The 24,187-nt window shown below is 63.7% G+C and carries 19 protein-coding genes; 11 read left to right on the top strand and 8 right to left on the bottom strand.

Annotated elements, in window-relative coordinates; translation table 11 throughout:
- The first annotated feature begins 16 nt into the window (after positions 1-16).
- From AC1DYW_RS02045 to AC1DYW_RS02025, 5 genes are all read left to right on the top strand, one after another.
- Positions 17-1,465, top strand: coding sequence for an APC family permease (locus AC1DYW_RS02045; RefSeq protein ID WP_477224948.1), 1,449 nt, complete (start codon positions 17-19; stop codon positions 1,463-1,465).
- A gap of 66 nt (positions 1,466-1,531) precedes the next feature.
- Positions 1,532-3,019 (top strand): aldehyde dehydrogenase, encoded by a 1,488-nt coding sequence (locus AC1DYW_RS02040; protein WP_477224947.1) that lies wholly within the window; start codon positions 1,532-1,534, stop codon positions 3,017-3,019.
- A gap of 248 nt (positions 3,020-3,267) precedes the next feature.
- Positions 3,268-4,122 (top strand): MetQ/NlpA family lipoprotein, encoded by an 855-nt coding sequence (locus AC1DYW_RS02035; protein WP_477224946.1) that lies wholly within the window; start codon positions 3,268-3,270, stop codon positions 4,120-4,122.
- 88 nt (positions 4,123-4,210) lie between these two features.
- Positions 4,211-5,299 carry a methionine ABC transporter ATP-binding protein gene (locus AC1DYW_RS02030; RefSeq protein WP_477224945.1) on the top strand — a complete coding sequence of 363 codons (1,089 nt, stop codon included), beginning with the start codon at positions 4,211-4,213 and terminating at the stop codon, positions 5,297-5,299.
- Entirely contained in the window at positions 5,280-5,936 is a 657-nt protein-coding gene (locus AC1DYW_RS02025) for a methionine ABC transporter permease (RefSeq protein ID WP_127266743.1), read from the top strand. Before AC1DYW_RS02030 ends, AC1DYW_RS02025 begins: the two co-directional genes overlap by 20 nt.
- A gap of 124 nt (positions 5,937-6,060) precedes the next feature.
- Here the strand turns inward: AC1DYW_RS02025 and AC1DYW_RS02020 are convergent, their stop codons facing one another.
- Positions 6,061-6,267 (bottom strand): hypothetical protein, encoded by a 207-nt coding sequence (locus AC1DYW_RS02020; RefSeq protein WP_457151789.1) that lies wholly within the window; start codon positions 6,265-6,267, stop codon positions 6,061-6,063.
- Positions 6,268-6,384: 117 nt separating this feature from the next.
- Between AC1DYW_RS02020 and AC1DYW_RS02015 the strand changes: the two genes are divergently transcribed.
- Entirely contained in the window at positions 6,385-8,289 is a 1,905-nt protein-coding gene (locus AC1DYW_RS02015) for a BTAD domain-containing putative transcriptional regulator (protein WP_477224944.1), read from the top strand.
- 67 nt (positions 8,290-8,356) lie between these two features.
- On the opposite strand, the gene AC1DYW_RS02010 is transcribed toward AC1DYW_RS02015, so the two are convergent.
- From AC1DYW_RS02010 to AC1DYW_RS01995, 4 genes are all read right to left on the bottom strand, one after another.
- Positions 8,357-9,472, bottom strand: a complete 1,116-nt coding sequence (locus AC1DYW_RS02010; protein WP_477224943.1) for an aminomethyl transferase family protein — start codon at positions 9,470-9,472, stop codon at positions 8,357-8,359.
- A gap of 68 nt (positions 9,473-9,540) precedes the next feature.
- Positions 9,541-10,317, bottom strand: coding sequence for an ABC transporter substrate-binding protein (locus AC1DYW_RS02005; protein ID WP_477224942.1), 777 nt, complete (start codon positions 10,315-10,317; stop codon positions 9,541-9,543).
- A gap of 116 nt (positions 10,318-10,433) precedes the next feature.
- A complete protein-coding gene (locus AC1DYW_RS02000; protein ID WP_477225555.1) occupies positions 10,434-12,176 on the bottom strand; it encodes a hydantoinase B/oxoprolinase family protein in 1,743 nt (580 codons plus the stop codon).
- A 16-nt stretch (positions 12,177-12,192) separates the two neighbouring features.
- A complete protein-coding gene (locus AC1DYW_RS01995) occupies positions 12,193-14,277 on the bottom strand; it encodes a hydantoinase/oxoprolinase family protein (protein ID WP_477224941.1) in 2,085 nt (694 codons plus the stop codon).
- A 220-nt stretch (positions 14,278-14,497) separates the two neighbouring features.
- On the opposite strand from AC1DYW_RS01995, the gene AC1DYW_RS01990 reads away from it, so the two are divergent.
- The 5 genes from AC1DYW_RS01990 (at position 14,498) to AC1DYW_RS01970 (ending at position 21,167) form a co-directional block, all read left to right on the top strand.
- Positions 14,498-15,325: a ferredoxin--NADP reductase gene (locus AC1DYW_RS01990; protein WP_457150537.1), complete on the top strand. Its 828-nt coding sequence runs from the start codon at positions 14,498-14,500 to the stop codon at positions 15,323-15,325.
- 243 nt (positions 15,326-15,568) lie between these two features.
- The gene (deoC, locus tag AC1DYW_RS01985; RefSeq protein ID WP_477224940.1) at positions 15,569-16,624 is read left to right on the top strand and encodes a deoxyribose-phosphate aldolase; all 1,056 of its coding nucleotides are present in this window, start codon (positions 15,569-15,571) and stop codon (positions 16,622-16,624) included.
- 65 nt (positions 16,625-16,689) lie between these two features.
- Positions 16,690-19,062 carry an aldehyde dehydrogenase family protein gene (locus AC1DYW_RS01980; protein ID WP_477224939.1) on the top strand — a complete coding sequence of 791 codons (2,373 nt, stop codon included), beginning with the start codon at positions 16,690-16,692 and terminating at the stop codon, positions 19,060-19,062.
- Positions 19,063-19,563: 501 nt separating this feature from the next.
- Entirely contained in the window at positions 19,564-20,295 is a 732-nt protein-coding gene (locus tag AC1DYW_RS01975; RefSeq protein WP_477224938.1) for an SDR family oxidoreductase, read from the top strand.
- Between the two features lie 26 nt (positions 20,296-20,321).
- Positions 20,322-21,167 (top strand): fumarylacetoacetate hydrolase family protein, encoded by an 846-nt coding sequence (locus tag AC1DYW_RS01970; protein ID WP_457150533.1) that lies wholly within the window; start codon positions 20,322-20,324, stop codon positions 21,165-21,167.
- Between the two features lie 105 nt (positions 21,168-21,272).
- Here the strand turns inward: AC1DYW_RS01970 and AC1DYW_RS01965 are convergent, their stop codons facing one another.
- From AC1DYW_RS01965 to AC1DYW_RS01955, 3 genes are read right to left on the bottom strand one after another with little or no spacing between them, the layout of a single operon-like run.
- Entirely contained in the window at positions 21,273-22,271 is a 999-nt protein-coding gene (locus AC1DYW_RS01965; RefSeq protein WP_457150532.1) for an ABC transporter ATP-binding protein, read from the bottom strand.
- Between the two features lie 15 nt (positions 22,272-22,286).
- Positions 22,287-23,348, bottom strand: coding sequence for a Gfo/Idh/MocA family protein (locus tag AC1DYW_RS01960; RefSeq protein ID WP_477224937.1), 1,062 nt, complete (start codon positions 23,346-23,348; stop codon positions 22,287-22,289).
- Positions 23,345-24,184: a carbohydrate ABC transporter permease gene (locus tag AC1DYW_RS01955; protein ID WP_095083652.1), complete on the bottom strand. Its 840-nt coding sequence runs from the start codon at positions 24,182-24,184 to the stop codon at positions 23,345-23,347. Before AC1DYW_RS01955 ends, AC1DYW_RS01960 begins: the two co-directional genes overlap by 4 nt.
- Positions 24,185-24,187: the final 3 nt, after the last annotated feature.

The following is a 24,187-nucleotide window of genomic DNA, read 5'->3' as shown; positions in this document are numbered from 1 at the left end:
CACACAGGAGGGACCAATGTCAGCAGTTACGGAGCAGGCGCCGGCCAACAGGCTGCGCAAGAACAGTCTCGGCGTCGGTGCCATCACCTTCATGGTGATTTCGGCGGCGGCCCCCCTTACGGCGGTGGCCGGCGGCACACCGCTCGGCATGCTGATGGGCAACGGCGCCGGCTTTGCCGGCACCTATCTCATCGTGACCATCCTGCTGCTTTTGTTCGCGGTCGGCTATGTGACGATGTCGCGCCATGTCGGCAATGCCGGCGCCTTCTACGCCTATGCAGCGCGCGGGCTTGGCGGCATGGCCGGCGGCGCCACGGCGTTGATCGCCATCCTGTCCTACAATGCCATGCAGATCGGCGTGATGGGCCTGCTCGGCGCGGCGACGGCCGGATTGTTTGCCGGCTGGGGCATCAATTTGCCCTGGTGGGTATGGAGTTTCATCGCCATCGCGCTGGTCGCCGTGCTCGGCTATCGCCAAGTCGACCTGTCGGCCAAGATCCTGACGGTGCTGGTGCTGTGCGAATATCTGGTGGTGCTGGTCCTCGACATCGCCATCCTCAAGACCGGTGGCGATAGCGGGTTGTCGGCGGCGCCGTTCAGCTGGAGCCAGATCACATCAGGTGCACCGGCCATCGCCATCCTGTTCTGCTTTGCCGCCTTCATCGGTTTCGAGGCGACGACCATCTATGCCGAGGAAGCCCGCGACCCCGAGGTCACGGTTCCGCGCGCCACCTATTTCTCCGTACTGCTGATCGGCGTCTTCTACATGGTCACGGCATGGCTGATGGCGGTCGGCGCCGGTGTCGACAAGCTGCTGCCGGCGCTGCAGGGGCTGCAGGACCCGACGACCTTCCTGTTCGGCCTGTCCGACCGTTACGCCGGAACGATGCTGTCGCATGCGATGAGCATCCTGTTCGTGTCGAGCTTGTTTGCCGGCGTGCTGGCGTTCCACAATGCGGTTGCTCGCTACATCTACGTCTCGGGCCGCGAAAAGCTTCTGCCACAGACGATCGGCGTGACCCATTCGGTGCACCAGAGCCCGCATGTCGCGTCGGTCATCCAGAGCGTGCTGGCGGCAATCGTCGTCGGGCTGTTCGCCGTGCTCGGCCTCGATCCGGTGCTGGCGCTGTTTTCGTGGCTGACCAATGTCGCAACGCTCGGCGTCATCGTCATGATGGCGGTGGCGTCGCTCGCCGTGGTGATGTTCTTCCGTGCCAATCCGGCTGCTCGGGAGAATGCGCTGAAGACCACCATTCTGCCCGGGCTGACCTTCATCGCCTTCGTCGTCATCATCTACCTGATCGTCATCAATTTCGGCAGCCTGTCGGGCGCCGGCGGCTTCCTTGGCGTGTTCCTGCCGGGATTGGTGCTGATTGCCGCAATTGTCGGATTGCTGCTGGCAAGCGCGCTGAAGAGCCGCGATCCGGTCGCCTTCGAAAATCTCGGTCAGCCGCTGAAAGACTGAGCGCGGCAAAGGGGGGCGGCGCATCATGCCGCCCGCCACTGCATGTTTCCTTGAAGTGAGAAGACAATGATCAGCCAGAATGCCATCGACGCGCTACGCAAGGCGGAGATCGGGGCGCGGCGCCTGTTCATCGATGGCGCACAGATCGATGGCATGAGCGGCGCGAGTCTGTCGGTGACGTCGCCGATCGACGGCCGGCCCTTCGCCAGCATAGCTGACGGCAATGCCGCCGACATCGACCGTGCCGTCAAGTCGGCGCGCAAGGCCTTCGAGAAAGGTTCGTGGTCGCGCTCGGCACCCGCCTTCCGCAAGAAGGTGCTGACAAGACTCGCCGAGCTGGTCGAAAAGCATGCCGACGAACTGGCTGTGCTTGGCGTCCGCGACAATGGCACAGAAATCGGCATGGCCTACAAGGCCGAACCGCTGTCGGCGGCAGGCACCATCCGCTACTATGCCGAGGCGATCGACAAGATCTATGGCGAGATCGCGCCGACGGCCGAGAACGTGCTCGGGCTGATCCACAAGGAACCGCTCGGCGTCGTAGGCGTCATCGTGCCGTGGAATTTTCCGCTGATGATCGGCGCCTGGAAGATCGCGCCCGCGCTCGCCGCCGGCAATTGCGTGGTGGTCAAGCCGCCGGAGATCGCTTCGCTGACGCTGCTGCGGCTGGCCGAGTTGGCAAGCGAGGCCGGACTCCCCGCCGGTGTGTTCAACGTCGTCACCGGGCGCGGCGCGGTCACCGGTGAAGCGCTCGGCCTGCATATGGATGTCGACGCCATCGCCTTCACCGGGTCGGGGCCGGTCGGCCGGCGGCTGCTCGAATATTCCGCGCGTTCCAATTTGAAGCGGGTCTTCCTCGAACTCGGCGGCAAGTCGCCCAACATCGTCTTTGCCGACGCCCCGGACCTGAAGCAGGCGGCCGTCGTCTCGGCCAATGGCATCTTCCGCAATTCCGGCCAGGTCTGTGTCGCCGGCTCACGCCTGCTCGTCCAGGCGTCCGTCTATGACCGCTTCATGGAAGAGCTGCTCTCGGCAACCACGCGGCTTAAGGTCGGCGATCCGCTCGACCTCTCAAGCGACATCGGCGCGGTGTCGAGCGCCGAGCAGCTGGCCAAGAATCTCGGCTTTGTCGACCGGGCGCAAGCCGAAGGCGCCCGGCTGGTCACCGGCGGCGAACGGATACTTGCCGAGACCGGCGGCAGCTACATGGCGCCGACGATCTTCGAAAACGTGACGCAGGAGATGCAGCTGGCCCGCGAGGAGGTGTTCGGGCCGGTGCTCGGCGTCATGCGCTTCGAGACCGAGGAGGAGGCGGTGCGGCTTGCCAATTCGACCGTCTATGGGCTGGCCTCGGCGGTGTGGACGGCCAACCTTTCCACCGCGCATCGCATGGTGCGCGCCATCAATGCCGGCGTCGTCCACGTCAACACCTATGGCGGCGCCGACGTTACGGTGCCGCTCGGCGGCGTCAAGCAGTCCGGCTTCGGCCGCGACAAGTCGCTGCACGCGCTGGACAAATATCTCGACCTAAAGACTGCCTGGATCGCTCTCTGAGACCGGCGAACCGGTTCTCTTGGAATCTGCCTCCCTCTCAGGGCGCGCCGGGATCGACTGTAGGCCCCGCCGCGGTCGGTCCGGCGGCGTCCTGTGCTCACTCTCCTGAAATTTTTGAGAGAATATTCCCGGCTTTGACGAGAACGGCGAAACGCGTTCTTTGATAAAATCGATAGAATTTCTGATGATGTGATCAAGGCTCGGCAATCAGCCCGGCTGCCATGACTTCACAACCGCAGAGATCAATCATGACTGACTTCAAAAACACTTTGCCATCTTCCCTTTGGTCAACCCTCAACCGGCGCAGTGGCCTTGCTCTGCTGTTCGCATCGGCTGTCGCCATCGGCAGCCTGATGGCGCCTCATGCGTCGTTCGCCGAGGACAAGAAGGCGATCAAGGTCGGCATCATCAGCGGCGAGGACGAGGATGTCTGGCGCGTCGTTGTCGCGCAGGCGGCCGAAAAGGGCCTCACCATCGAGACCGTGGTGTTCAACGACTATACCCAGCCCAACGAAGCGCTCGAGCGCGGCGAGATCGACGCCAACGCCTTCCAGCACCAGCCCTATCTCGACAACCAGATCAAGACACAAGGCTACCACATCGTCCGCGTCGGCTATACCGGCGTCTGGCCGATCGGTCTCTACTCGAAGAAGTACACCAAAGTCGCCGACCTGCCCGAAGGCGCGGTCATCGGCGTGCCGAACGATCCGTCCAACGAAGGCCGGGCGCTGCGCGTGCTGCAGAACGAGGGCGTGATCAAGCTGAAGGACGGCACCGGCATTCTGGCCACCACCGCCGACATCGCCGAGAACGCCAAAAAGGTGGTGATCAAGGAGCTCGACGCCGGCATCGTCGGCCGCTCGGTCGAGGATCTCGACGCCGCCGTGGTCAACACGGACTGGGCGCTGAAAAGCGGCCTGACGCCGGAAAACCGCATCGCGCAGGAGCCCATCGCCGACAATCCCTATCGCAACTTCATCGCGGTGAAGGTCGGCAATGAGAACGAGGCCTGGGTGAAGACGCTGGTGGCGTCCTATCAGAACGAGGCGGTGAAGGCCGAGTTCGACAAGGTCTACAAAGGCACCGGCCTCAGCGCCTACTAGGCATATGCGGGCGCTGACGTGCCTGCTTTTGCCGGGAAAGCGGTCCGCGCAACGCGCGGGCCGCAATTGTATTTCTAGGGATCCGCGCATGAACCAGCATTTTACCGCAACCGCCGAGACCACGGACCAGCCGGGCGCAACACCGCAGGACGTGGTGCGCCTTGTCGACCTGAAGCGCCGTTTTGGCGCGACAGCGGCACTCGATGGCATCTCGCTGACGGTGCGCAAGGGCGAGATCCTCGGCATCATCGGCCGCAGCGGCGCCGGCAAATCGACGCTGATCCGCTGCCTGAACGGGCTGGAGCGGCCCGATTCCGGCGAAGTGTTCATCGAAGGTCGCGAGATCAGCCGGCTTGGCGAGCGCGATCTGCAGCCGCTGCGGCGACGCATCGGCATGATCTTCCAGCACTTCAACCTTTTGTCGGCCAAGACGGTCGAGGACAATGTGGCGCTGCCGCTGAAGATAGAGGGCCGGCCGAAGGCCGAGCGGCTGCAGCGCGCCGCCGAACTGCTTGACCTCGTCGGCCTGTCGGAGAAGGCCAAGGCCTATCCGGCATCGCTATCGGGCGGCCAGAAGCAGCGCGTCGGCATCGCCCGGGCGCTTGCCGCGCGGCCGGCGCTGCTGCTGTCGGACGAAGCCACCTCGGCGCTCGACCCGGAGACGACACGCTCCATCCTCGCTCTGCTGAAAGACATCAACCGGCAGCTTGGGCTGACCATCCTGCTGATCACCCATGAGATGGAGGTGATCCGCTCGATCGCCGACCGGGTGGCGGTGATCGATGCCGGCCGCATCGTCGAGGAAGGGCCGGTCTGGTCGGTGTTTGCCGAGCCGCGTTCGGAGATCACACGCAGCCTGCTCGGCGCCATCCGGCCGCAGCTGCCCGCCGAACTGGCAGCCCAGCTGCTGCCGTCGGCCGGGACTGAGACGGTCCTGCGTGTGGACGTGGCCGGCGAGGCGGCTCGCGGCCCATTGCTGTCCGATCTCGCCACTGCTGTTCCAGGCCCCTTCCGCCTCGTCCATGGCGGCATCGACCACATCCAGCAGCAGCCCGTCGGCACGCTGTTCGTTTCTGTCCCTGGCAGCGATGCAAGCCATCTCGCCGCCGTCATCACATTCCTGAAGGCCCGCCAGGCGCGGGTGGAGGTGCTTGGCCATGTCGCCAATCCTGTTTGAGCTTCTGCTGCGTTCGATCTGGGAGACCGTGCTGATGACGGCCGCGTCCGGCCTGATCTCGCTGGTCTTCGGCCTGCCGCTGGGGCTGGCGCTGATCGCCACCGAACGCGGCGGCATCGCCGAAAGCCTATGGGTGAACCGCGCGCTCGGCGCCGTCATCAACGGCTTCCGTTCGGTGCCCTTCATCATCCTTCTGGTGGCGCTGATCCCGGTGACGCGGCTTATCGTCGGCACCTCGATCGGCACGTGGGCGGCCATCGTGCCGCTGTCGATCGCCGCCACGCCCTATTATGCGCGTATCGCCGAAGTGTCGCTGCGCGAAGTCGACCGTGGGCTGATCGAGGCGGCGCGCGCCATGGGCGGCAATCGTTGGACGATCATCCGCGAGGTGCTGGTGCCCGAAGCCCTGCCCGGCATCGTCGCTGGTTTCACCGTGACGCTGGTGACACTGATCGGCGCCTCGGCGATGGCCGGCGCCATCGGCGCCGGTGGGCTCGGCGATCTCGCCATCCGCTACGGCTATCAGCGTTTCGAGACCAGCGTCATGATCGCCGTGGTGATCGTGCTGATCATCCTGGTCTGCGGCATCCAGTGGGCGGGTGACCGGCTGGTGGCGAGGCTGGACCGGCGAGGGTGAGGACTGGGCCGACGATCTGGGTGACGTTGTCTTCCATACGAACCTATAGCAATGCTTCTGAACCACAAGGCCCGACGATCATGGCTTGGATGAGGTCTGCGTCGCGGCGTTGGGACGAAGACGTTCAGTAGTTGCCGACGTCGTCGTCAGGTCGACGCCCGGGACTATTCGCACCAAGGCCAGTAGCCGCCCCGTAGGCCTTCCAGGTCGCAGAGGCATATGCCGCTGCTATGCTGTACAAAAATCGGCCAAGGTGGACCTTACGCCATTTCGGCAGTTCGTTCGTGAGCGTTTCACCTGCCTTTCCCAAAACCTCGGTGACGATGGACATTGGAGTTTCCTCTCGGATGTTGTTAGTTGCGAGAGGCAACATCGAATGCGGGGCGTGAGATGCCTGTGAAAAGCTCGTGAATATCGCGGAAAAAGCAGAAATTCAGAGTATATCGCGATGAGCCCAGCGCGGCTCGATCTCCTGGGTGGTTTTCACCTGACGTCGCCGCAGGGGAAACCCTTGGAGGTGGCTGCCAAGAAGAATAGAGCACTTCTGGGCATTCTCGCCGTAGCACCGAACCAGGAGGCGACGCGTCACAAGCTGGCTGCTCTTCTATGGAGCGATCGAGGCGAGGAGCAGGCAAGGGACAGTCTGCGGCAGGCCCTGGCCGCTATCCGCAAGGACTTTGCCGGGTTGGGAGCGGATGCCTTGGCCCTGGTCGGGGATCGTGTCGCGCTCAATCCGAAATTCTTCACCATCGACGTGACTGAATTCGTCGCTGCATCCGCAAGCCGTGATGCGGCCGAGCTTCGGCGGGCAGCCACCCTCTATGCCGGACCTTTTCTTGATGGGTTGAGCACGTTTGACAACGCTTTCGAGGATTGGCTTCGCGAAGTCCGTGCCGACCTGTCCTTGCGGGCAATCAATGTGTTCGAGCTTCTGGCAGAATCGGAGAGCGGCATCGAGCGCGTTGCAATTTGCGAACGGCTGGTCGCTCTTGATCCGCTGCGGGAGCCGTCGCATGCCGCGCTGATGCGGGCGCATATCGCCTCGGGTCAGGCCGCGCTCGCCATCAAGCATTATGAGGCGTGCAAGCTGTTGCTGAAGCGCGAGCTGAACCTGGAGCCAGGTGACGAGCTTCGGCTATTGCGCAGGAGCATGGACGAGACGCCCAGACCGCAAACCGACGGCGCATCAAGCCGCGGACCAGTCGTTGCAGTTCTCGCATTCGAGAATATGAGCAGCGACGCCAGCCAGGAATATTTCAGCGACGGGGTCACCGAGGACATCATCACCGAACTGGGGCGATTCGGTGAACTTCATCTTATAGCCCGCAATTCCTCCTTTGTGTTCAAGGGAAGGACTGTCGACGCCGTCACCATCGCGAAGCAGTTGTCCGTCGACTACCTGCTTCGGGGTAGCATTCGCCGGGCCGGCGACAGGGTCAGGATCTCATCGCAACTCATAGAGGCCAGATCCGGCAATCAAATCTGGGCCGATCGATTCGATCGGGAGCTGACAGATATTTTTGAGCTCCAGGAGGAGATCGCCAGAAGCGTCGCTATCACCGTCGTCGGCACAATCCGAACTTCGGGTGTGGAGAAGATACGGCGCCTTCCGATCACCCAGCTCGACGCCTACGACCTGTATCTTCAGGCTCGCGTTCGGATGGTTCGCTATGACACTACTCTGGAAGCAGAGCCCTATCTTGCCAGGGCGATTGAGCTCGACCCGAACGTCGCTACCATCCATGCCATGATGGCGACTGTACTCACAAGCAAATGGCTGCTTGAGGGGGACGGGAACACGCTCAAGATCGCGCTTGTCCATGCTCGCCGCGCTCTAAAGCTTGGGCCGAAAGAGGCATGGAGCCATATAGCGGTGGATCACACGCTGATCTTCATGGGACAGTTGGAGGAGGCGCTGCTGCATCTCGAGCAGGGTGTGATCCTCAACCCGAACGAAACCCGGGCAAGGGCGATACGGGGCTTGTGCTGGAGCTATCTCGGTCGGCATGAAGAAGCTTTGTCCGATCTGGACGTCTGCATCGCCCGTGATCCGCTGAATTACGATTGGTTCTGGGATCTACGCGGACAAGTTCTTCTGGTTCTCGGACGGTATCCTGAGGCGATAGCCTCCTACCGGAATCTCAATGCCTATGCATTTTGGGCCTATGCGTTTCTGGCGGTGTGTCATTTGAGAATGGGCGACGAGCAACTCGCCGCTCACGCAGCCAGGCAGTGTCTGGCGGCAAGGCCCGATGCGACTGTAAGCACCATCTTGATCGATCCGTATCGTAACCCAAAAATCCTGGAGGACCTTCGGAGAGACCTGCTTGCTGTCGGCATACCCGATGGATGAATGTCGACCTTCCGCCATACCCTTAGCCGAAAGGAAGGCCCAAGAGCGATTTCCGGAACAAGCCGCGCTAGCCCCTCAGCCTGACCCCCTCGGGGTCGAAGAACGGGATTGGCGCGACGACCGCGCGGGTCGGCTTTCCGTCTATGTCGATGCTGAGTTCCGTGCCGACAGCCGTGAACGGCAGCCGCATATGCGCGGTCGCCAGCACCTTGCCGAGGGAATAGCCGTGGTCGCTGTAGGTGACGATGCCGGCGTCCTCACCATCGGCCAGCACCCTGGCGTCGGTCGCGGCCGGCCTGTCGCCGTCGAGGATCAGCCCGACCCATTGCTCGTCCAGGCCCTTGTCGCGGACCTTGAGCAAGGCTTCGCGGCCGACGAAATCGCCCTTGTCGAATTTGATCCAGCGGTCGAGGCCGACATGGAACGGCGTGCGGGTCTCGTCCATGTCGATGCCATGCGCCGGATAGGCTTTTTCCAGTCCGAGCGTGAACATCGCCAGCACGCCATAGGGTTTCAGGCCAAAGTCACGGCCGGCCGTCATCAGCGCGTTCCAGACCGAAGCCGCCTCGTCGGCCGGCACGAACAGTTCGAAGCCTAGCTCGCCGGTCACCCCGGTGCGCGAGATCAGTATCTTCGTCTCACCAATGCGCCCTGAGGCGAACGACCAGCGCTTGAGCCCGTCCAGATCGGCATCCGAGATCAACGCCTTCAGCAGGTCGCGCGAGCGCGGCCCCTGGATGGTCGGGAAGGCGATGGCCGCGGTGATGTCGGTGACATAGGCCTTGCGCCCCTGCACATGATGCAGCAGCCACGGCAGCATCTTCAGGCGATTGACCGAGCCGGTCACCAGCATGAAATGTTCGGGCGCCAGACGGAACACGGTGAGATCGTCCATGATGCCGCCATCCTCGCGGCAGACGGTGGAATAACGGACCTGGCCGGGCTTCATCGCCGCCGCATCGTTGACGATGACATGATTGACCAGCGCCTCGGCGTCCGGCCCCTTGATGTCCATCTTGCCCATGGTGCTGAGATCCTGCACGCCGACATTCTTGCGCGTGTTCAGGTGCTCGTCGGCGATGCCGGAATAAGTCTTGGCCGAGATGAAATCGCCACCGACCCGACCCATGGTCGCGCCCAATCCGACGATGCTGCTGTAGAAGGGGGAGCGCCGTTCAGCCAAGAAAGTCTCCACTATTCATAGAAATCGGCAGCGCCGGACAGCGCTGCCGAAGGGAATTGCTGCCGGGATCAGCTGCCGTAAACGTCGAAGGAAAAGTATTTATCGTTGATTTCCTTGTATTTTCCGTTGGCACGCAGCGCGTCTATCGCGGCATTGAACTTGTCGGCCAGCTCCTTGTCGCCCTTCTGCAGCGCGATGCCGACGCCGGGGCCGTGAATGGCCGGAACGGCCGTCAGCGTGCCAAGCAGCTTGCAGCAGGCGCCGTCCGGTTTCTTCAGCCATTCGGTCAGGATGATCGAGCCGTCCATCATTGCGTCGAGGCGGCCATTGGCCATGTCGGTGCGGGCGTCATCGCCGGTCGGATAGGCCTTGACGGTCGAGCCTGAGTATTTCTGCTCGGCGAATTTCTGGTGGATGGTCGCGGTCTGCACGCCGAGCGCCTTGCCTTTCAGGTCCTCGGGCGATGTGCCTGATATGGTCGAATCCTTCGGCACCGCGATGGCCGGCGGCGTCTGGTAGTATTTGTGGGTGAACTCGACCTTCTCGGCCCGCTCGGGCGTGATGGTGATGTTGATGATCGCATCGAACTTGCCGGCCTGCAGCGCCGGTATAGAACCGTCGAAATCCTGCACGGTGAACTCGCACTCGGCCTTCATCTCGGCGCACAGCGCCTTGCCGAGCTCGATGTCGAAACCGCCCAGCGTGCCGTCGGCATTGGCGTAGTTGAAGGGCGGATAGGCGCCCTCGGTGCCGATCCTGAGTTTCTTGTCCTGGGCGGAAGCAGCCCCCGTGGCGAGAACCAGGGCGACCGAGGCGGCAAGCACGAAACGACCGAAAAGACGCATGTCCGAGATCTCCGTTGACCGGAGAAGTCTACGGGCTTTCGTGACTCCGGCGGAGACGGAAACGACATGTGCTGCGGCGATCACGGCGCGGCGAGCGATCCAAGCCGCCTTCAGTGTTAGCCGGCGCGCTGCTCGTCCGTCGCCTTGCGGTCAATGGCGAACTCGCCCGCCGACAGGACAACGCCGAATTTTTCGCTGGCTTCCGCTGACGTGTAGTATCCCAACGCCACATCGCGCAGTACCAGATCGGCATCGCGCTCAAGCGGATCGCCATAGCCGCCGCCGCCCGGCGTGCCGACGCGCACGCGGTCGCCGGCCTTAAGCGCGATATCCTGCTCCTTGGACAGATGTGGCGGCACATGCTCCTCGCCATTGCGGAAGACGGTCACCGTGTTGACCGCGCCGTCCCTGCCGCCGAGCGCGCCCTGCGGGCCGAAACGGCCATGGTCCATGACGAAGGAGGCGCGGGCGTCGCCGCGCAGGATTTCGACCTCGTAGGCGAGGCCGAAACCGCCGCGCTGCTTGCCTGCGCCGCCCGAACCTTCGCGCAAGGCGTAGTGGCGGTAGAGCACCGGAAAGGCCTGCTCCATGATCTCGACCGGCGGCGACTTGGAGATGCCGATGGTCGAGCAGCCATTGGTCAGGCCGTCATGGCTGGAATTGCCGCCATAGCCGCCGCCGGAGATCTGGTACATGACGTAGTCGCGGCCGCGCGCCGGATCGTTGCCGCCGAGTGCGAAATTGCCGCTGGAGCCGGCCGGTGCCGCCGTCACCTTGTCCGGCAGCGCCTGGACCATCGCCGCGAACACCGCCTCGGCGATGCGCTGCGAGACCTCGGCGGCGCAGCCTGAAACCGGGCGCGGATATTTGGCGTCGAGGAAGGTGCCTTCCGGCCGCTTGACCTCAAGCGGCTCGAAAGCGCCAGCGCTAATCGGCACATCCGGGAAAATGTGGCGCATGGCGAGATAGACCGAGGACAAGGTCGTCGCCAGCACGCTGTTCATCGGTCCGGCGCAGGGCTTTGACGAGCCGGCAAAATCGAAGGTCAGCGTGTCGCCCTGTTTCTGGACGGCCAGCGCGATGGTCAGCGGCTCGTTGACCACCCCGTCGGAATCGACAAAGGCCTTGGAATGGTAGGTGCCATTGGGGATGGCGGATATGTTGGCACGCATCTGTTCGGCGGCCCGCCGACGCAGTTCGGCGATCGCCTCGACAACGGTTTCGTCTCCGTAACGATCGAGGATTCCGTTAAGCCGATCCTGGCCGATGAGCAGTGCCGCAGCCTGGGCGCGGATGTCGCCGATCCGCTGGTCGGCAACGCGGATGTTGGAGCAAATGATGGCGTAGATTTCGGGGTCGAGTACGCCCTTCTTGAACAGCTTGACCGGTGGCAGCCGCAGGCCTTCCTGTTCGACCGCGGTCGCGGAAGCCGAGAAGCCGCCCGGCACCGAGCCGCCAATGTCAGGCCAGTGGCCGGTGTTGGACAGCCAGCAGAAAATCTTGCCGTCCCGGTAGACCGGCATGGCGAAGCGCACATCCATCAGATGGGTGCCGCCGAGATAGGGATCGTTGACGATGTAGATGTCGCCGGGCTCCGGCGGCAGGCAGCGGCCATCGGCGATCATCTCGATCACCGTTTTGGTCGAATACTGCATGACGCCGACGAACACCGGCAGGCCCTGCGACCCCTGCGCGATCAGCGAGCCATCAACGGCCGAATAGATGCCGTCGGAGCGGTCGTTGGCCTCGGCGATGACCGGCGAGAAGGCGGCGCGGGAGAAGGTCAGGTCCATCTCGTCGCAGACCTGCTGCAAGGCCGCCTGGAGGACCGAAAGGGTGATGGCGTCGAGCTTTGCCATATCAATTTCAGGCATCTCAGGCCTCGCCAATGTCGATGATGATGTTGCCGTCGGCGTCCGAACGCGCCCGGTCGCCGGGTTCGAGCACGGTGGTCGCATCCATCTGTTCGAGGATCGCCGGGCCTACGATGACCGCGTCGAGCGGCAGCTTTTCGCGTGCGTAAACCGGCGTGTCGTGCCAGCGCCCGCCGTACCAGACCGGCCGGATCTCGCGACGCGCCTCGTCGAGCGTTTTTCCGCGACCAGCCGGGTCGATCAAGCGCGACAGGTCGATCGCCGGCCGCACACCCGTCACCGAAGTGTTGAGGTTGACGAGGTTGGCGCGGATTTCCGGCAGCTCGACCTTGAAGCGGGCGAAATAGGCCTTTTCGAACAGTGTTTGCAGCTCGTGCCGGGTCACCGAGGAGGATGGCAATGGCACGTTGATGATGTGGGTCTGGCCGACGAACTGCATGTCGGCGGAGTGAGTGACGCGGATCGTCTCAGGCTTCACCGCTTCCTTGCCGATGAGCTCCTCGCCTTCGTTTCGGTGCCGTTCCAATACAGCGTGAAGCTGGGTCTCGTCGAGCACCGCCACCGGCTGGTTGACGGTGTTGACGAAGTCGTGGCGCAGATCGGCGACGACGCAGCCGAGCGCGTTGGTGATACCTGGCCGCGCCGGCACCAGCACCTTGGGCAGGCCGAGTTCGCGCGCCAGGGCGGTTGCGTGCAGCGGCCCGGCGCCGCCGAAGGCGAACAGTGCGAAATCGCGCGGATCGTGGCCGCGTGACACAGAAACCATGCGGATGGCGCCGGCCATCTTCATGTTGCCGAGCCGCAGCACCGCGCCCGCCGCCTCGACGCCGGACAGGCCGGTCGCCTTGCCGATCTTCTCCTCGAAGATACCGGTGACGCGCTCGACAGTGACCGGGTTTTCGACCGCCAGCAGCTTTTTCGGGGCCAGCCGGCCGAGCACCAGGTTGGCGTCGGTGATGGTCGGCTCGAGGCCGCCGCGTCCGTAGCAGATCGGGCCGGGATTGGCGCCGGCGCTTTCCGGACCGATCTGGATCAGGCCGGCGGCGTCGACGCGGGCGATCGAGCCGCCGCCGGCGCCGACCGTGTGCACCGCCACCATCGGCACGTGGATCGGCATGGCATATTCGATCTCGATCTCGTTCGAGACAGCCGGCTCGGCGTTGCGGATCAGCGCCACGTCGGTCGAGGTGCCGCCCATGTCGTAGGTGACGAGGTTTTCGTAGCCGGCGCGTTTTCCCGTATAGGCGGCGGCGATGACACCCGAGGCCGGACCGGACATGACGGTCTTGGCCGATTCACGTGTGACGAAGCGGGCCGAGATCATGCCGCCATTGCCGTTCATGATCAGGAAGTCGCGGGCATAGCCTTTCGAGCCCAACTCCTTGCGCAGCCGCTCGACATAGCGCTCGAGGATCGGCTGCACCGACGCGTTGACCGAAGCGGTGACGCCGCGCTCGAATTCGCGCGCCTCCGACAGCAGCGCGTGGCCCGACGTGATGTAGCCGTTCGGCCAGAGTTCGGCGGCGATTTCGGCGGCGCGCCGTTCATGCGCCGGGTTGGCGTAGGAATGCAGGAAGTGGATGACCAGGGATTCGCAGCCGGCCTCGATCAGCGCCTTCACGGCGTCGCTCATTTCAGCCTCGTCGAGCGGCGTGCGCACCGTGCCCGACGCCTCGACGCGCTCCGAGACTTCGAGCCTCAGATTGCGCGGGATGATCGGCACGAAACTACCGGTCATGCCATAGGCCTGCGGCCGCGTGCGCCGGCCAAGCTCGATCACGTCGCGAAAGCCGCGCGTGGTGATCATGCCGGTTTTCGCCAGCCGGCGTTCGAGCACCGCATTGGTGGTGGTGGTCGTGCCATGCACGATGAGGTCGATGCCGTCGATCGGAAATCCGGTGGCGCCGAGCGCCGAAACGACGCCGAACGCCTGGTTGTCGACCGTGGTCGGGGTCTTGGCTATATGCACCCGGCCACCGTCTCGGCCGTCGATCAGAAGCAGGTCGGTAAAGGTCCCGCCGACATCGATACCGGCGACGACGCTGCCCAGGGAATCCGGCTGCTGCACCGAAAAATTCTCTTTCATTGTCGAAACCCGAAATGCGCGGACTACGGATATGTCACAGTTTGGAAAGGTGTTTCGCGGCGGTATCTTGACGCAAATATCGTTTGTATACTAATAAATTCCGGACACAAGAGCTTACTGCTTCGGAGTGTGCAGGCAGCACGCCGGAACCTGAACGGTTCGGGCGCGCAGGTGAAGGTTTGGTGCCCGCGTTTGCAGTTGGGCCAGAAGGTTGGATTTGATGAACACCACATCCGCATTCAATACCGCCGGCGCCCGCCCGCTGCAGTTTCCGATTCCGGCCAATGTCTATGCCGAGACCGTCGTCTCGGTGAAGCACTATACGGACCGGCTGTTCTCGTTCCGCATCACCCGGCCGCAGTCGCTGCGCTTCCGTTCCGGCGAGTTCGTCATGATCGGCCTGCCCAATGCCGAGAAGCCGGTGTTCCGCGCCTATTCGGTGGCGAGCCCCGCCTGGGACGACGAGCTGGAGTTCTTCTCGATCAAGGTGCCGGACGGCCCGCTGACCTCGGAACTACAGAAGATCCAGGTCGGCGACACCGTCATCATGCGCCAGAAGTCGACCGGCACGCTGGTCGTCGACGCGCTGACGCCCGCAAAACGCCTGTTCATGATCTCGACCGGCACCGGCATAGCACCCTTCGCCAGCCTGCTGCGCGACCCCGACACCTATGAGAAGTTCGAGCAGGTCGTCCTGACCCATACCTGCCGCGACACTGCCGAGCTCATCTATGGCCAGGAGCTGGTCGCCGGGCTCGAAAGCGATCCGCTGATCGGCGAGCTGACCGGTGGCCGTGTCACCCTCTACAATTCGACGACCCGCGAAGAATCGGCGCGCATGGGCCGCATCACCGCGCTGATCGGATCCGGCAAGTTCTATACCGATCTCGGCATCGACAAGCTCAATCCGGAAACCGACCGCATCATGATCTGCGGTTCGATGCACATGCTGAAGGACGTCAAGGAGCTGGCCGAGCGCCTCGGCTTCGAGGAGGGCTCTCTGCATCATCCGGCGAGTTTTGTCGTCGAACGCGCCTTCGTCGGCTGAGCCGACCAACACACTCAGAAATCAAGTTTTGACCTTTCGGTCAAAAAACTAGCTGCTTTCGCGGCCTTTTTAAGCTATGAGCGCAAAAGCGCGTCGCCTTACGCGACGCGCTTTTTGTTTTTTGTCGATGCATGCCGTTGTCCCAAAACCGCTGCGCACTTTGGGCGGCATGCATTAAGGGACTCGTGAAGCGTCAATTCACGGGCTATCTTCGGCGCAAGTCGCTGAATGAAAGGGCAGGAGATGAGCAGCACTATCCGCGAAGCCGAGCTTGGTGCCGGCGCGTCGAAGGTGACGCCACTGCCGGCGCGCGCCGCCGCCAATACCCCCGTTCCGCTGGACCATCGCATCGCGCGCAACCCCGGCATGAAGCTCGACCTCAGCTTCATGGAGTCGGTGCGCAGCGTCAACCGCTCGGCGCTCGAACGCCGCGTCGCGAGCCTGACCAAGCGGCGCTCTATCAAGGCCGACAATCAGGCGGCCTGGCTGCTGCGCGCCGTCGCCTGCATGGACCTGACGACGCTGAATTCCAACGACACCGAAGAGCGCGTGCGCCGGCTGTGCGCCAAGGCGATCAATCCGTTCCGCCGCGATATCGTCGAGGGTCTCGGTATTGCGGGCGAGGTCATTCGCCCGGCCGCCGTTTGCGTCTACCATCCCTTCGTCGCGACCGCGGTCGATGCCGTGCGCGGCACCGGCATTCACGTCGCAGCCGTTTCCACCGCCTTCCCGCACGGCCTTGCCCCACTTTCCACCCGCCTGCAGGAAATCGAGGCCTCGGTGAAGGACGGCGCCGACGAGATCGACGTTGTCATTCCACGCGGGTTGGTGTTCGGCGCCAAGTGGCGGGAGCTCTACAACGAGATCGTCTCGATGCGCGCCGCCTGTGGGGATGCGCATCTGAAGGTTATCCTCGGCACCGGTGACCTCGCCACGCTGCGCAATGTCATGCTCGCCTCGATGGTGGCTATGATGGCCGGCGCCGACTTCATCAAGACCTCGACCGGCAAGGAAAGTGTGAACGCCACGCTACCGGTTGGCCTCGCCATGGTTCGCGCCATCCGCGCCTATTTCGAGGAGACCGGCTATCACATCGGATTCAAGCCGGCTGGCGGCATCTCCACGGCAAAAGCCTCGCTCGACTGGCTGGTGCTGATGAAGGAAGAACTCGGCCGGCCATGGCTGGAGCCCGAGCTGTTCCGCTTCGGCGCCTCGAGCCTTTTGACCGACATCGAGCGCCAGCTCGAACACCATCTGACCGGGCACTATTCGGCCAATCATCGCCACGCGATGGCTTGAACGCCCCACCCCGATCGGCTTTGCCGATCGACCCTCCCCACGAGGGGAGGTGAAGGAGGAACCCTATGAACATTCTCGACCGCTATCACGCCATGGAGTACGGCCCGGCGCCGGAAGCCCGCAACGAGGCCGACGCCTGGCTTGCGGCGCGCGACTTCGGCAAGGCGCTGTTCATCGGCGGCGAATGGAAAGCCGCTTCCGGCGGCAAGACCTTCGAGACCAGCGAGCCCTCCTCCGGCAAGCTGCTGGCCAAAGTGTCGGACGCCAATGCCGCCGATATAGACGCCGCGGTTTCGGCCGCGGCCAAGGCGCTGCCGAAATGGTCGGCGTCTTCAGGCTATGTCAGAGCGAAAGTGCTCTATGCCATCGGCCGGGCCATGCAGCGCCACCAGCGCTTGTTCGCGGTGCTGGAGTCGATCGACAATGGCAAGCCGATCCGCGAAAGCCGCGACATCGACGTGCCGCTGGCCATCCGCCATTTCATCCACCATGCCGGCTGGGCACAGGCGCTGGACAGGGATTTCCCCGGCGACAAGGGTGTCGGCGTCGTCGGCCAAATCATCCCGTGGAATTTTCCGCTGCTGATGCTGGCCTGGAAGATCGCGCCGGCGCTTGCCGCCGGCTGCACCGTGGTTCTGAAACCGGCCGAATTCACGCCGCTGACCGCCATCCTGTTCGCCGAAATCTGCGAACGTGCCGGCGTGCCGAAAGGCGTTGTCAACATCGTCCAGGGCGGTCCGGAGGCCGGCGCGGCCATCGTCAACCACCCCGGCACCCAGAAGATCGCCTTCACCGGTTCATCCGAGGTCGGCAAGATCATCAGGAAAGCCACGGCGGGGTCAGGGAAGAAACTGTCGCTTGAACTTGGCGGCAAGTCGGCCTTCATCGTCTTCGAGGATGCCGATCTCGACAGCGCCGTCGAAGGCCTGGTCGACGGCATCTGGTTCAACCAGGGCCAGGTCTGCTGCGCCGGCTCGCGGCTGCTGGTGCAGGAAGGCATCGCCGATGCCCTCATCGCCAAGGTCAAGACACGAATGAGCCGGCTGCGGGTCGGCAGCCCGCTCGACAAGAACACCGATATCGGCCCGCTGGTCGACGCCACACAGCTCGACCGGGTCAAGGGCCTGGTTGCCGAGGGCGCCAGACAGGGCGCCGTGTGCTGGCAGCCGGACGCCGCGCTGCCAACGTCGGGTTACTACCACCTGCCGACGCTCGCCACCGGCATTTCGCCGGCTAACATTCTAGCGCAAGAGGAAGTGTTCGGGCCGGTGCTGGCGACCATGACCTTCCGCAACACGGAGGAAGCGATCGAGCTTGCCAACAACACGCGCTATGGGCTGGCCGCCTCGGTGTGGAGCGAGAACGTCAACCTCGCCTTGCATGTCGCGCCGCAATTGAAGGCTGGCGTTGTCTGGGTCAACGGCACCAACATGTTCGACGCCGCCTGCGGTTTCGGCGGCTACCGCGAGAGCGGTTTCGGCCGCGAAGGCGGGCGCGAAGGCATGTTCGAATATCTGGCGGCCAAATTGCCACTTGGCCCGGTGATCAAGCCGGCGGCAGTCTCTGCGCAACCTGCCGAGCAATCCGACGGCGATATGATCGACCGCACGGCAAAGCTGTTCATCGGCGGCAAGCAAGTGCGGCCGGACGGCAATTACTCGCTGGCTGTCGCCACCGCCAAGGGCAAGCTTGCCGGCGAGGTCGGTCTCGGCAGCCGCAAGGATATCCGCGACGCCGTTTCGGCGGCGCGGGCCTGCAAAGCCTGGCCGGAGGCGACCGCCTACAACCGCTCCCAGGTGCTTTATTATCTGGCCGAAAATCTTTCCGGCCGCGCCGGCGAGTTTGCCGCCCGCCTCACCGAGTTGACCGGCGCTACGCCCAAGGCAGCGCGTGACGAGGTGGACCAGTCGATCGAACGGCTGTTCCTCTATGCAGGTCTTGCCGACAAGTTCGAGGGCCGCGTTCACCAGCCGCCGGCACGTGCCGTGACACTGGCGCTGCACGAACCGGTCGGCGTTGTCGGCGTCGTCGCCCCCGACGCGTCACCGCTGCTTGGCCTGATCTCGCTCATCGCACCGGCGCTCGCCATGGGCAACACCGTGGTCGCGGTGCCGTCCGAGCGGTACCCGCTGCTCGCCACCGACCTCTATCAGGTCATCGAATATTCCGACGTTCCGGCCGGCGCCATCAACATCGTCACCGGCCGCACGGCCGAACTTGCCGGTGTGCTGGCCAAGCATGACGATGTTGACGGGCTTTGGGTGTTTGCCGATGCCGACACCTGCGCCAAGGCGGAGGCCGAGTCCATCGGCAACCTCAAGCGCGTCTGGAGCGGCAATGGCCGCGGCCTCGACTGGGCGTCCGACGAGGCGGCTGGCGACGCCTTCCTGCGCCGCGCCGTCGAGGTCAAGAACGTCTGGGTGCCTTACGGGGACTGAGCAGTTGCGACGCTGCCGCGATGGTGAGCGCAGGGCAATCGAGTCAAGTTTGATTTCGCTCCACCAGCCTTTTCGGGGCGCTGGCGCAGCCCCTCACCTGCCTGCCGGCATTCTCTCCCCGTATAGCGACGGGGAGAGGGGCGTTGCCATCGACGATTTCGCCAATCGCCAGCGGCGCAAGATCGGCGCCGGCATTGCGGTCAGCCCCTTCTCCCCGTCACTATATGGGGAGAAGTGCCCGGCAGGGCGATGAGGGGCGGCGCCGACCTCGGCAATTGGTGGTCTCCGCCACAAGTCGAACTTGTCGTTGGTCTGAGGCGATTGCCGCGATGGTGATCGTGTTCGGACTTGACGCCCGGATGCATGTTCTTTAACGAGAAAAAACATCTTTATCTGTGGGCTGACAGGCGCGCAGGCCGCATGATGGCGTCCGACTGGCCCATGACGCCGTGGCCGACCACCGGTAGACCCGGACGATCCCAAGCGGACGAGGAGAAGAGCATGGCGGATCTGGCAGGCAAGGTCGTTGTCGTTACGGCAGCGGCGCAAGGCATCGGCAAGGCGAGCGCGCTGGCCTTCGCCAAGGCGGGTGCCGTCGTCTACGCCACCGACATCAACGAGGCGCTGCTGGCGGAACTCGCCAAGACCTCCGACATCAAGACCCGCAAGCTCGATGTGCTCAATGACGATGCCGTCAACGCCGCCTTCGCCGAGATCGGCAAGGTCGACGTGCTGTTCAATTGTGCCGGCTTCGTCCATTCCGGCTCGATACTCGAGATGAAGGACGCCGATCTCGATTTCGCCTTCAACCTCAACGTCCGCGCCATGATACGCACCATCAAAGCGGTGCTGCCCGGCATGCTCGAGCGCGGCGACGGATCGATCATCAACATGTCGTCGGTTGCCGGCGCCGGCAAGGGCGTGCCGAACCGCTTCGCCTATGGCGTCACCAAGGCCGCGGTCATCGGCCTGACCAAGGCAATCGCTGCCGACTATGTCGCCAAGGGCATTCGCTGCAATGCCATTTGCCCCGGCACGGTCGAGAGCCCGTCGCTGCAGGACCGTATGCATGCGCAGGGCGACTACGAAGCCGCCCGCGCCGCCTTCATCGCCCGCCAGCCGATGGGCCGGCTCGGCACGCCGGAGGAAATCGCCGATCTCGCCGTCTATCTGGCCGGCGCTACCTATACGTCCGGACAGGCCTATAATATCGACGGCGGCTGGTCGATCTGAACCAAACCGACTGAGGAGACTCTACCATGAAGCTGCTGCGCTATGGCGAGGCGGGGAGCGAACGCCCCGGCCTGCTCGATGCGGATGGAACGATCCGTGATCTCACCGGCCACGTCGCCGACATCGGCGGCAAGGCACTCGATCCGGCATCGCTGGCGACGCTGGCCAAGCTCGATCCGAAGTCGCTGCCGGCAGTTTCCGGCAAGCCCCGCATCGGCGCCTGCGTTGCTGGCACCGGCAAGTTCATCTGCATCGGCCTCAACTATTCCGACCACGCCGCCGAGACCGGCGCCACCGTGCCGCCGGAGCCGATCATCTTCATGAAGGCAAGCTCGGCCATCGTCGGGCCGGACGACGACGTGCTGATCCCGCGCGGCTCGGTGAAGACCGACTGGGAAGTCGAACTGGCCGTGGTCATCGGCAAGACGGCGAAATATGTCAGCGAAGCCGACGCGCTCGACTATGTCGCCGGCTATTGCGTCGCCCACGATGTCTCCGAACGCGCCTTCCAGGCCGAGCGGCAGGGCCAGTGGACCAAGGGCAAGTCCTGCGACACCTTCGGTCCGATCGGCCCGTGGCTGGTGACAAAGGACGAGGTCGCCGACCCGCAGAACATCAAGATGTGGCTGACCGTCAACGGCAAGACGATGCAGAACGGCTCGACCAAGACCATGGTCTATGGCGTGGCATACCTTGTTTCCTACCTCAGCCAGTTCATGTCGCTACACCCCGGCGACATCATCTCGACCGGCACGCCACCCGGCGTCGGGCTGGGCATGAAGCCGCCGGTGTTCCTGAAGGCCGGCGACGTGGTCGAGCTCGGCATCGAGGGCCTTGGCCAGCAGAAGCAGACGTTCAAGGCTGACGCTTGAGCACTTAAGTTCGATAAGTTTGCGACGCCCCTCATCCGCCTGCCGGCACCTTCTCCCCGTATAGTAACGGGGAGAAGGGAACCAACGCTGCCCTCTGCAGCGATATTACTTCAGCACCTTCCCATCCGCGCCAAACCGATAGGTCTTGGCCGGGTCCGGCGTCGCATAGAGCGTGGCGCCCGGTTCGGCGTCGTAGACGCCGAAGATGCGCACGGTGATCAGGCCGGCCTTCTCGCAGTCGAGATAAAGATTGGTGTCGGCTCCGAGATGCTCGGCGTGAACGACCGTGCCCTTCCAGGCGCCGGATTTCGGATCGACGGTCAGATGCTCCGGCCGCACGCCGATGGTCTTGGCGGTTTCACCAAGCCTGGCGCCATCGACGAAGTTCATCTTCGGCGAGCCGATGAAGCCGGCGACGAACTCATTCGCCGGCGAATTGTAGAGTTCCATCGGGCCGCCGATCTGCTCGATCCTGCCGGCATTCAGCACCACGATCTTGTCGGCCAGCGTCATCGCCTCGACCTGGTCGTGGGTGACGTAGATCATCGTCGCCTTCAGCCGGCGGTGCAGCTGCGCGATCTCCAGCCGCGTGTTGACGCGTAGCGCCGCATCAAGATTCGACAGCGGCTCGTCGAAGAGAAAAAGCTTGGGCTCGCGCACCACGGCGCGGCCGATGGCGACGCGTTGGCGCTGGCCGCCGGAAAGTTCGGCCGGCCGCCTTTCGAGATAGGGCTCCAGCGACAGCATCGAGGAGGCAATGCCAATGCGGCGGTCGATCTCGGCCGCCGGCGTGCCCGCCTGCTTCAGCCCGAGGCCCATATTGTTCTTCACCGTCAGATGCGGGTAGAGCGCATAGGTCTGGAACACCATGGCGATGCCGCGCTTGGCCGGCGGCGTGACGGACACGTCCTGGCCGTCGATGACGACCCGGCCCGAGGTCGAATCCTCCAGTCCGGCAATGACCCGGAGCAAGGTCGACTTGCCGCAGCCCGACGGACCGACGAAGACGACGAATTCGCCGTCCGTCACCTCGAGGTTGATGCCCTTCAGCACCTCGACCGGCCCGAAGGCCTTCTTCACGTTCTCGATGTTCAGCGAGCCCACGGCTTCGTCCCTGTTCTAGAGTTTGACGGCTGCGCCGCTGCGCACGCTCTCGTCTGCGGCAAGGCAGACGGCGAGCGATTTCACCGCGTCGTCCATGTGCCTGGTGAGGTCGATATCCTCGCGGATCGCCTTCAATACGAAGGCCTGTTCGAGATCGCAGAGATCCTGATGGCCGGGCTCGCCCGCCATCGACAGCATTTCGTCAGGCTTGGCGAACTTGCCGTCCGGGCCGGTCGCGGCACTGTGCAGGCGGATGGTCGAGGTCTTGGTGTGGGTGTCGATGTCATCGGACTTCACACCCTCCTTCATGACGATCGACACGCAGCCATTGGGCGAAATGACGTCCTTCACGAAGAAGGCCGTTTCCGAAATCATCGGACCCCAGCCGGCTTCGTACCAGCCGACCGAACCGTCATCGAACAGCACCTGCAGATGGCCGTAATTGTACATCGACGGCGCGATCTCCTCGCTCATCCGCAACCCCATGCCGCGCACCTCGACCGGCCTGGCGTCGGTGATCTGCAGCATCACGTCGAGATAGTGCACGCCGCAGTCGACGATCGGCGACGTCGTCTGCATCAACTGCTTGTGCGTGTCCCAGGTATGGCCGGAGGATTGCTGGTTGAGGTTCATGCGGAAGACATAGGGGCCGCCGAGCTTGCGCGCCTCGGCGATCAGCCTGATCCAGGACGGGTGATGGCGCAGGATGTAGCCGATCACCAGCTTCCTGCCGTTGGCCTTTGCCGCCGCAACGACGCGCTTGGCATCGGCCACCGTCGTTGCCAACGGCTTTTCGACAAAGACATGGCAGCCGGCCTCGAACGCCTTCACCGCATAGTCGGCATGGCTGTCGGAATAGGTGGCGATGCAGGCGACATCGGGCTTTTCGTCGCGCAACGCCTCGTCGAAGGAGCGCCTGATGCCATAGCCGGAAAGCCCTTCCGGCAGCGGCACGTCGGAGCGGTTGACCAGAGCGGCGATCTCGAAGCCCGGATTGGTGTGATAGGCCAGCGCATGGCTGCGGCCCATATTGCCAAGGCCGGCGACGACGACGCGAAGGGGTGTCTGCGAACTCACTTGACGGCTCCCGAGGTGATGCCGCGGATCAGCTGCCGCGAGAAGATGACGTAGAGGATCAGCACCGGCATGATCGCCAGCGAGAGCGCGGCCAGGATGGCGTTCCAGTTGGTGACGAACTGGCCGAGGAACAATTGCGCGCCGAGCGTCACCGTCTTGGTCTCTTCCGACGGCGCCAGGATCAGCGGGAACCACAGGTCGTTCCAGATCGGGATCATGGTGAAGACGGCGACGGTCGCCATCGATGGCCTGACCAGCGGCAGCACCAGCCGGAAGAAGATGGTGTATTCGGACAAGCCGTCGATGCGGCCGGCGTTCTTCAGGTCGTCGGATACCTGCTTCATGAATTCCGACAGGATGAAGATGGCGAGCGGCAGGCCTTGCGCGGTGTAGACCAGGATCAGCGCCGTCAGCGTGTTGACCAGCCCGCTCGCCACCATCAGCTGCAGGATGGCGACGGTGCCGAGGCGGATCGGGATCATGATGCCGAGCGCCAAATAGAGCCCCATCAACGAGTTGCCGCGAAACCGGTATTCCGACAGCGCGAAGGCGGCCATGGCGCCGAACAGAAGCACGAAGAACAGCGAAGCGACGGTGACGACGAGGCTGTTTTGGAAATAGTGGATGAAATCGCCCTGGCCGATGACGGTGGTGTAGCCGATCAGGTCGAAGGTTTTTGGCGTCGGCGGCGTCAGCGGCGCGCCGAAGATGCCGGCGCGGGACTTGAACGAATTCATGATGACGAGGATCACAGGAAACAGCGCGATCGCCGTATAGGTCAACAGGATTGCGTGGGCGCCGATGGTGCGGGGCAGGGAACGGGTGGCGGTGCTCATCTC

It is taken from the genome of Mesorhizobium sp. P2_D5 (assembly GCF_056404355.1).
The sequence above is the reverse complement of the archived record's forward strand: the minus strand, read 5'-3'. Positions and strand labels throughout refer to the sequence as shown.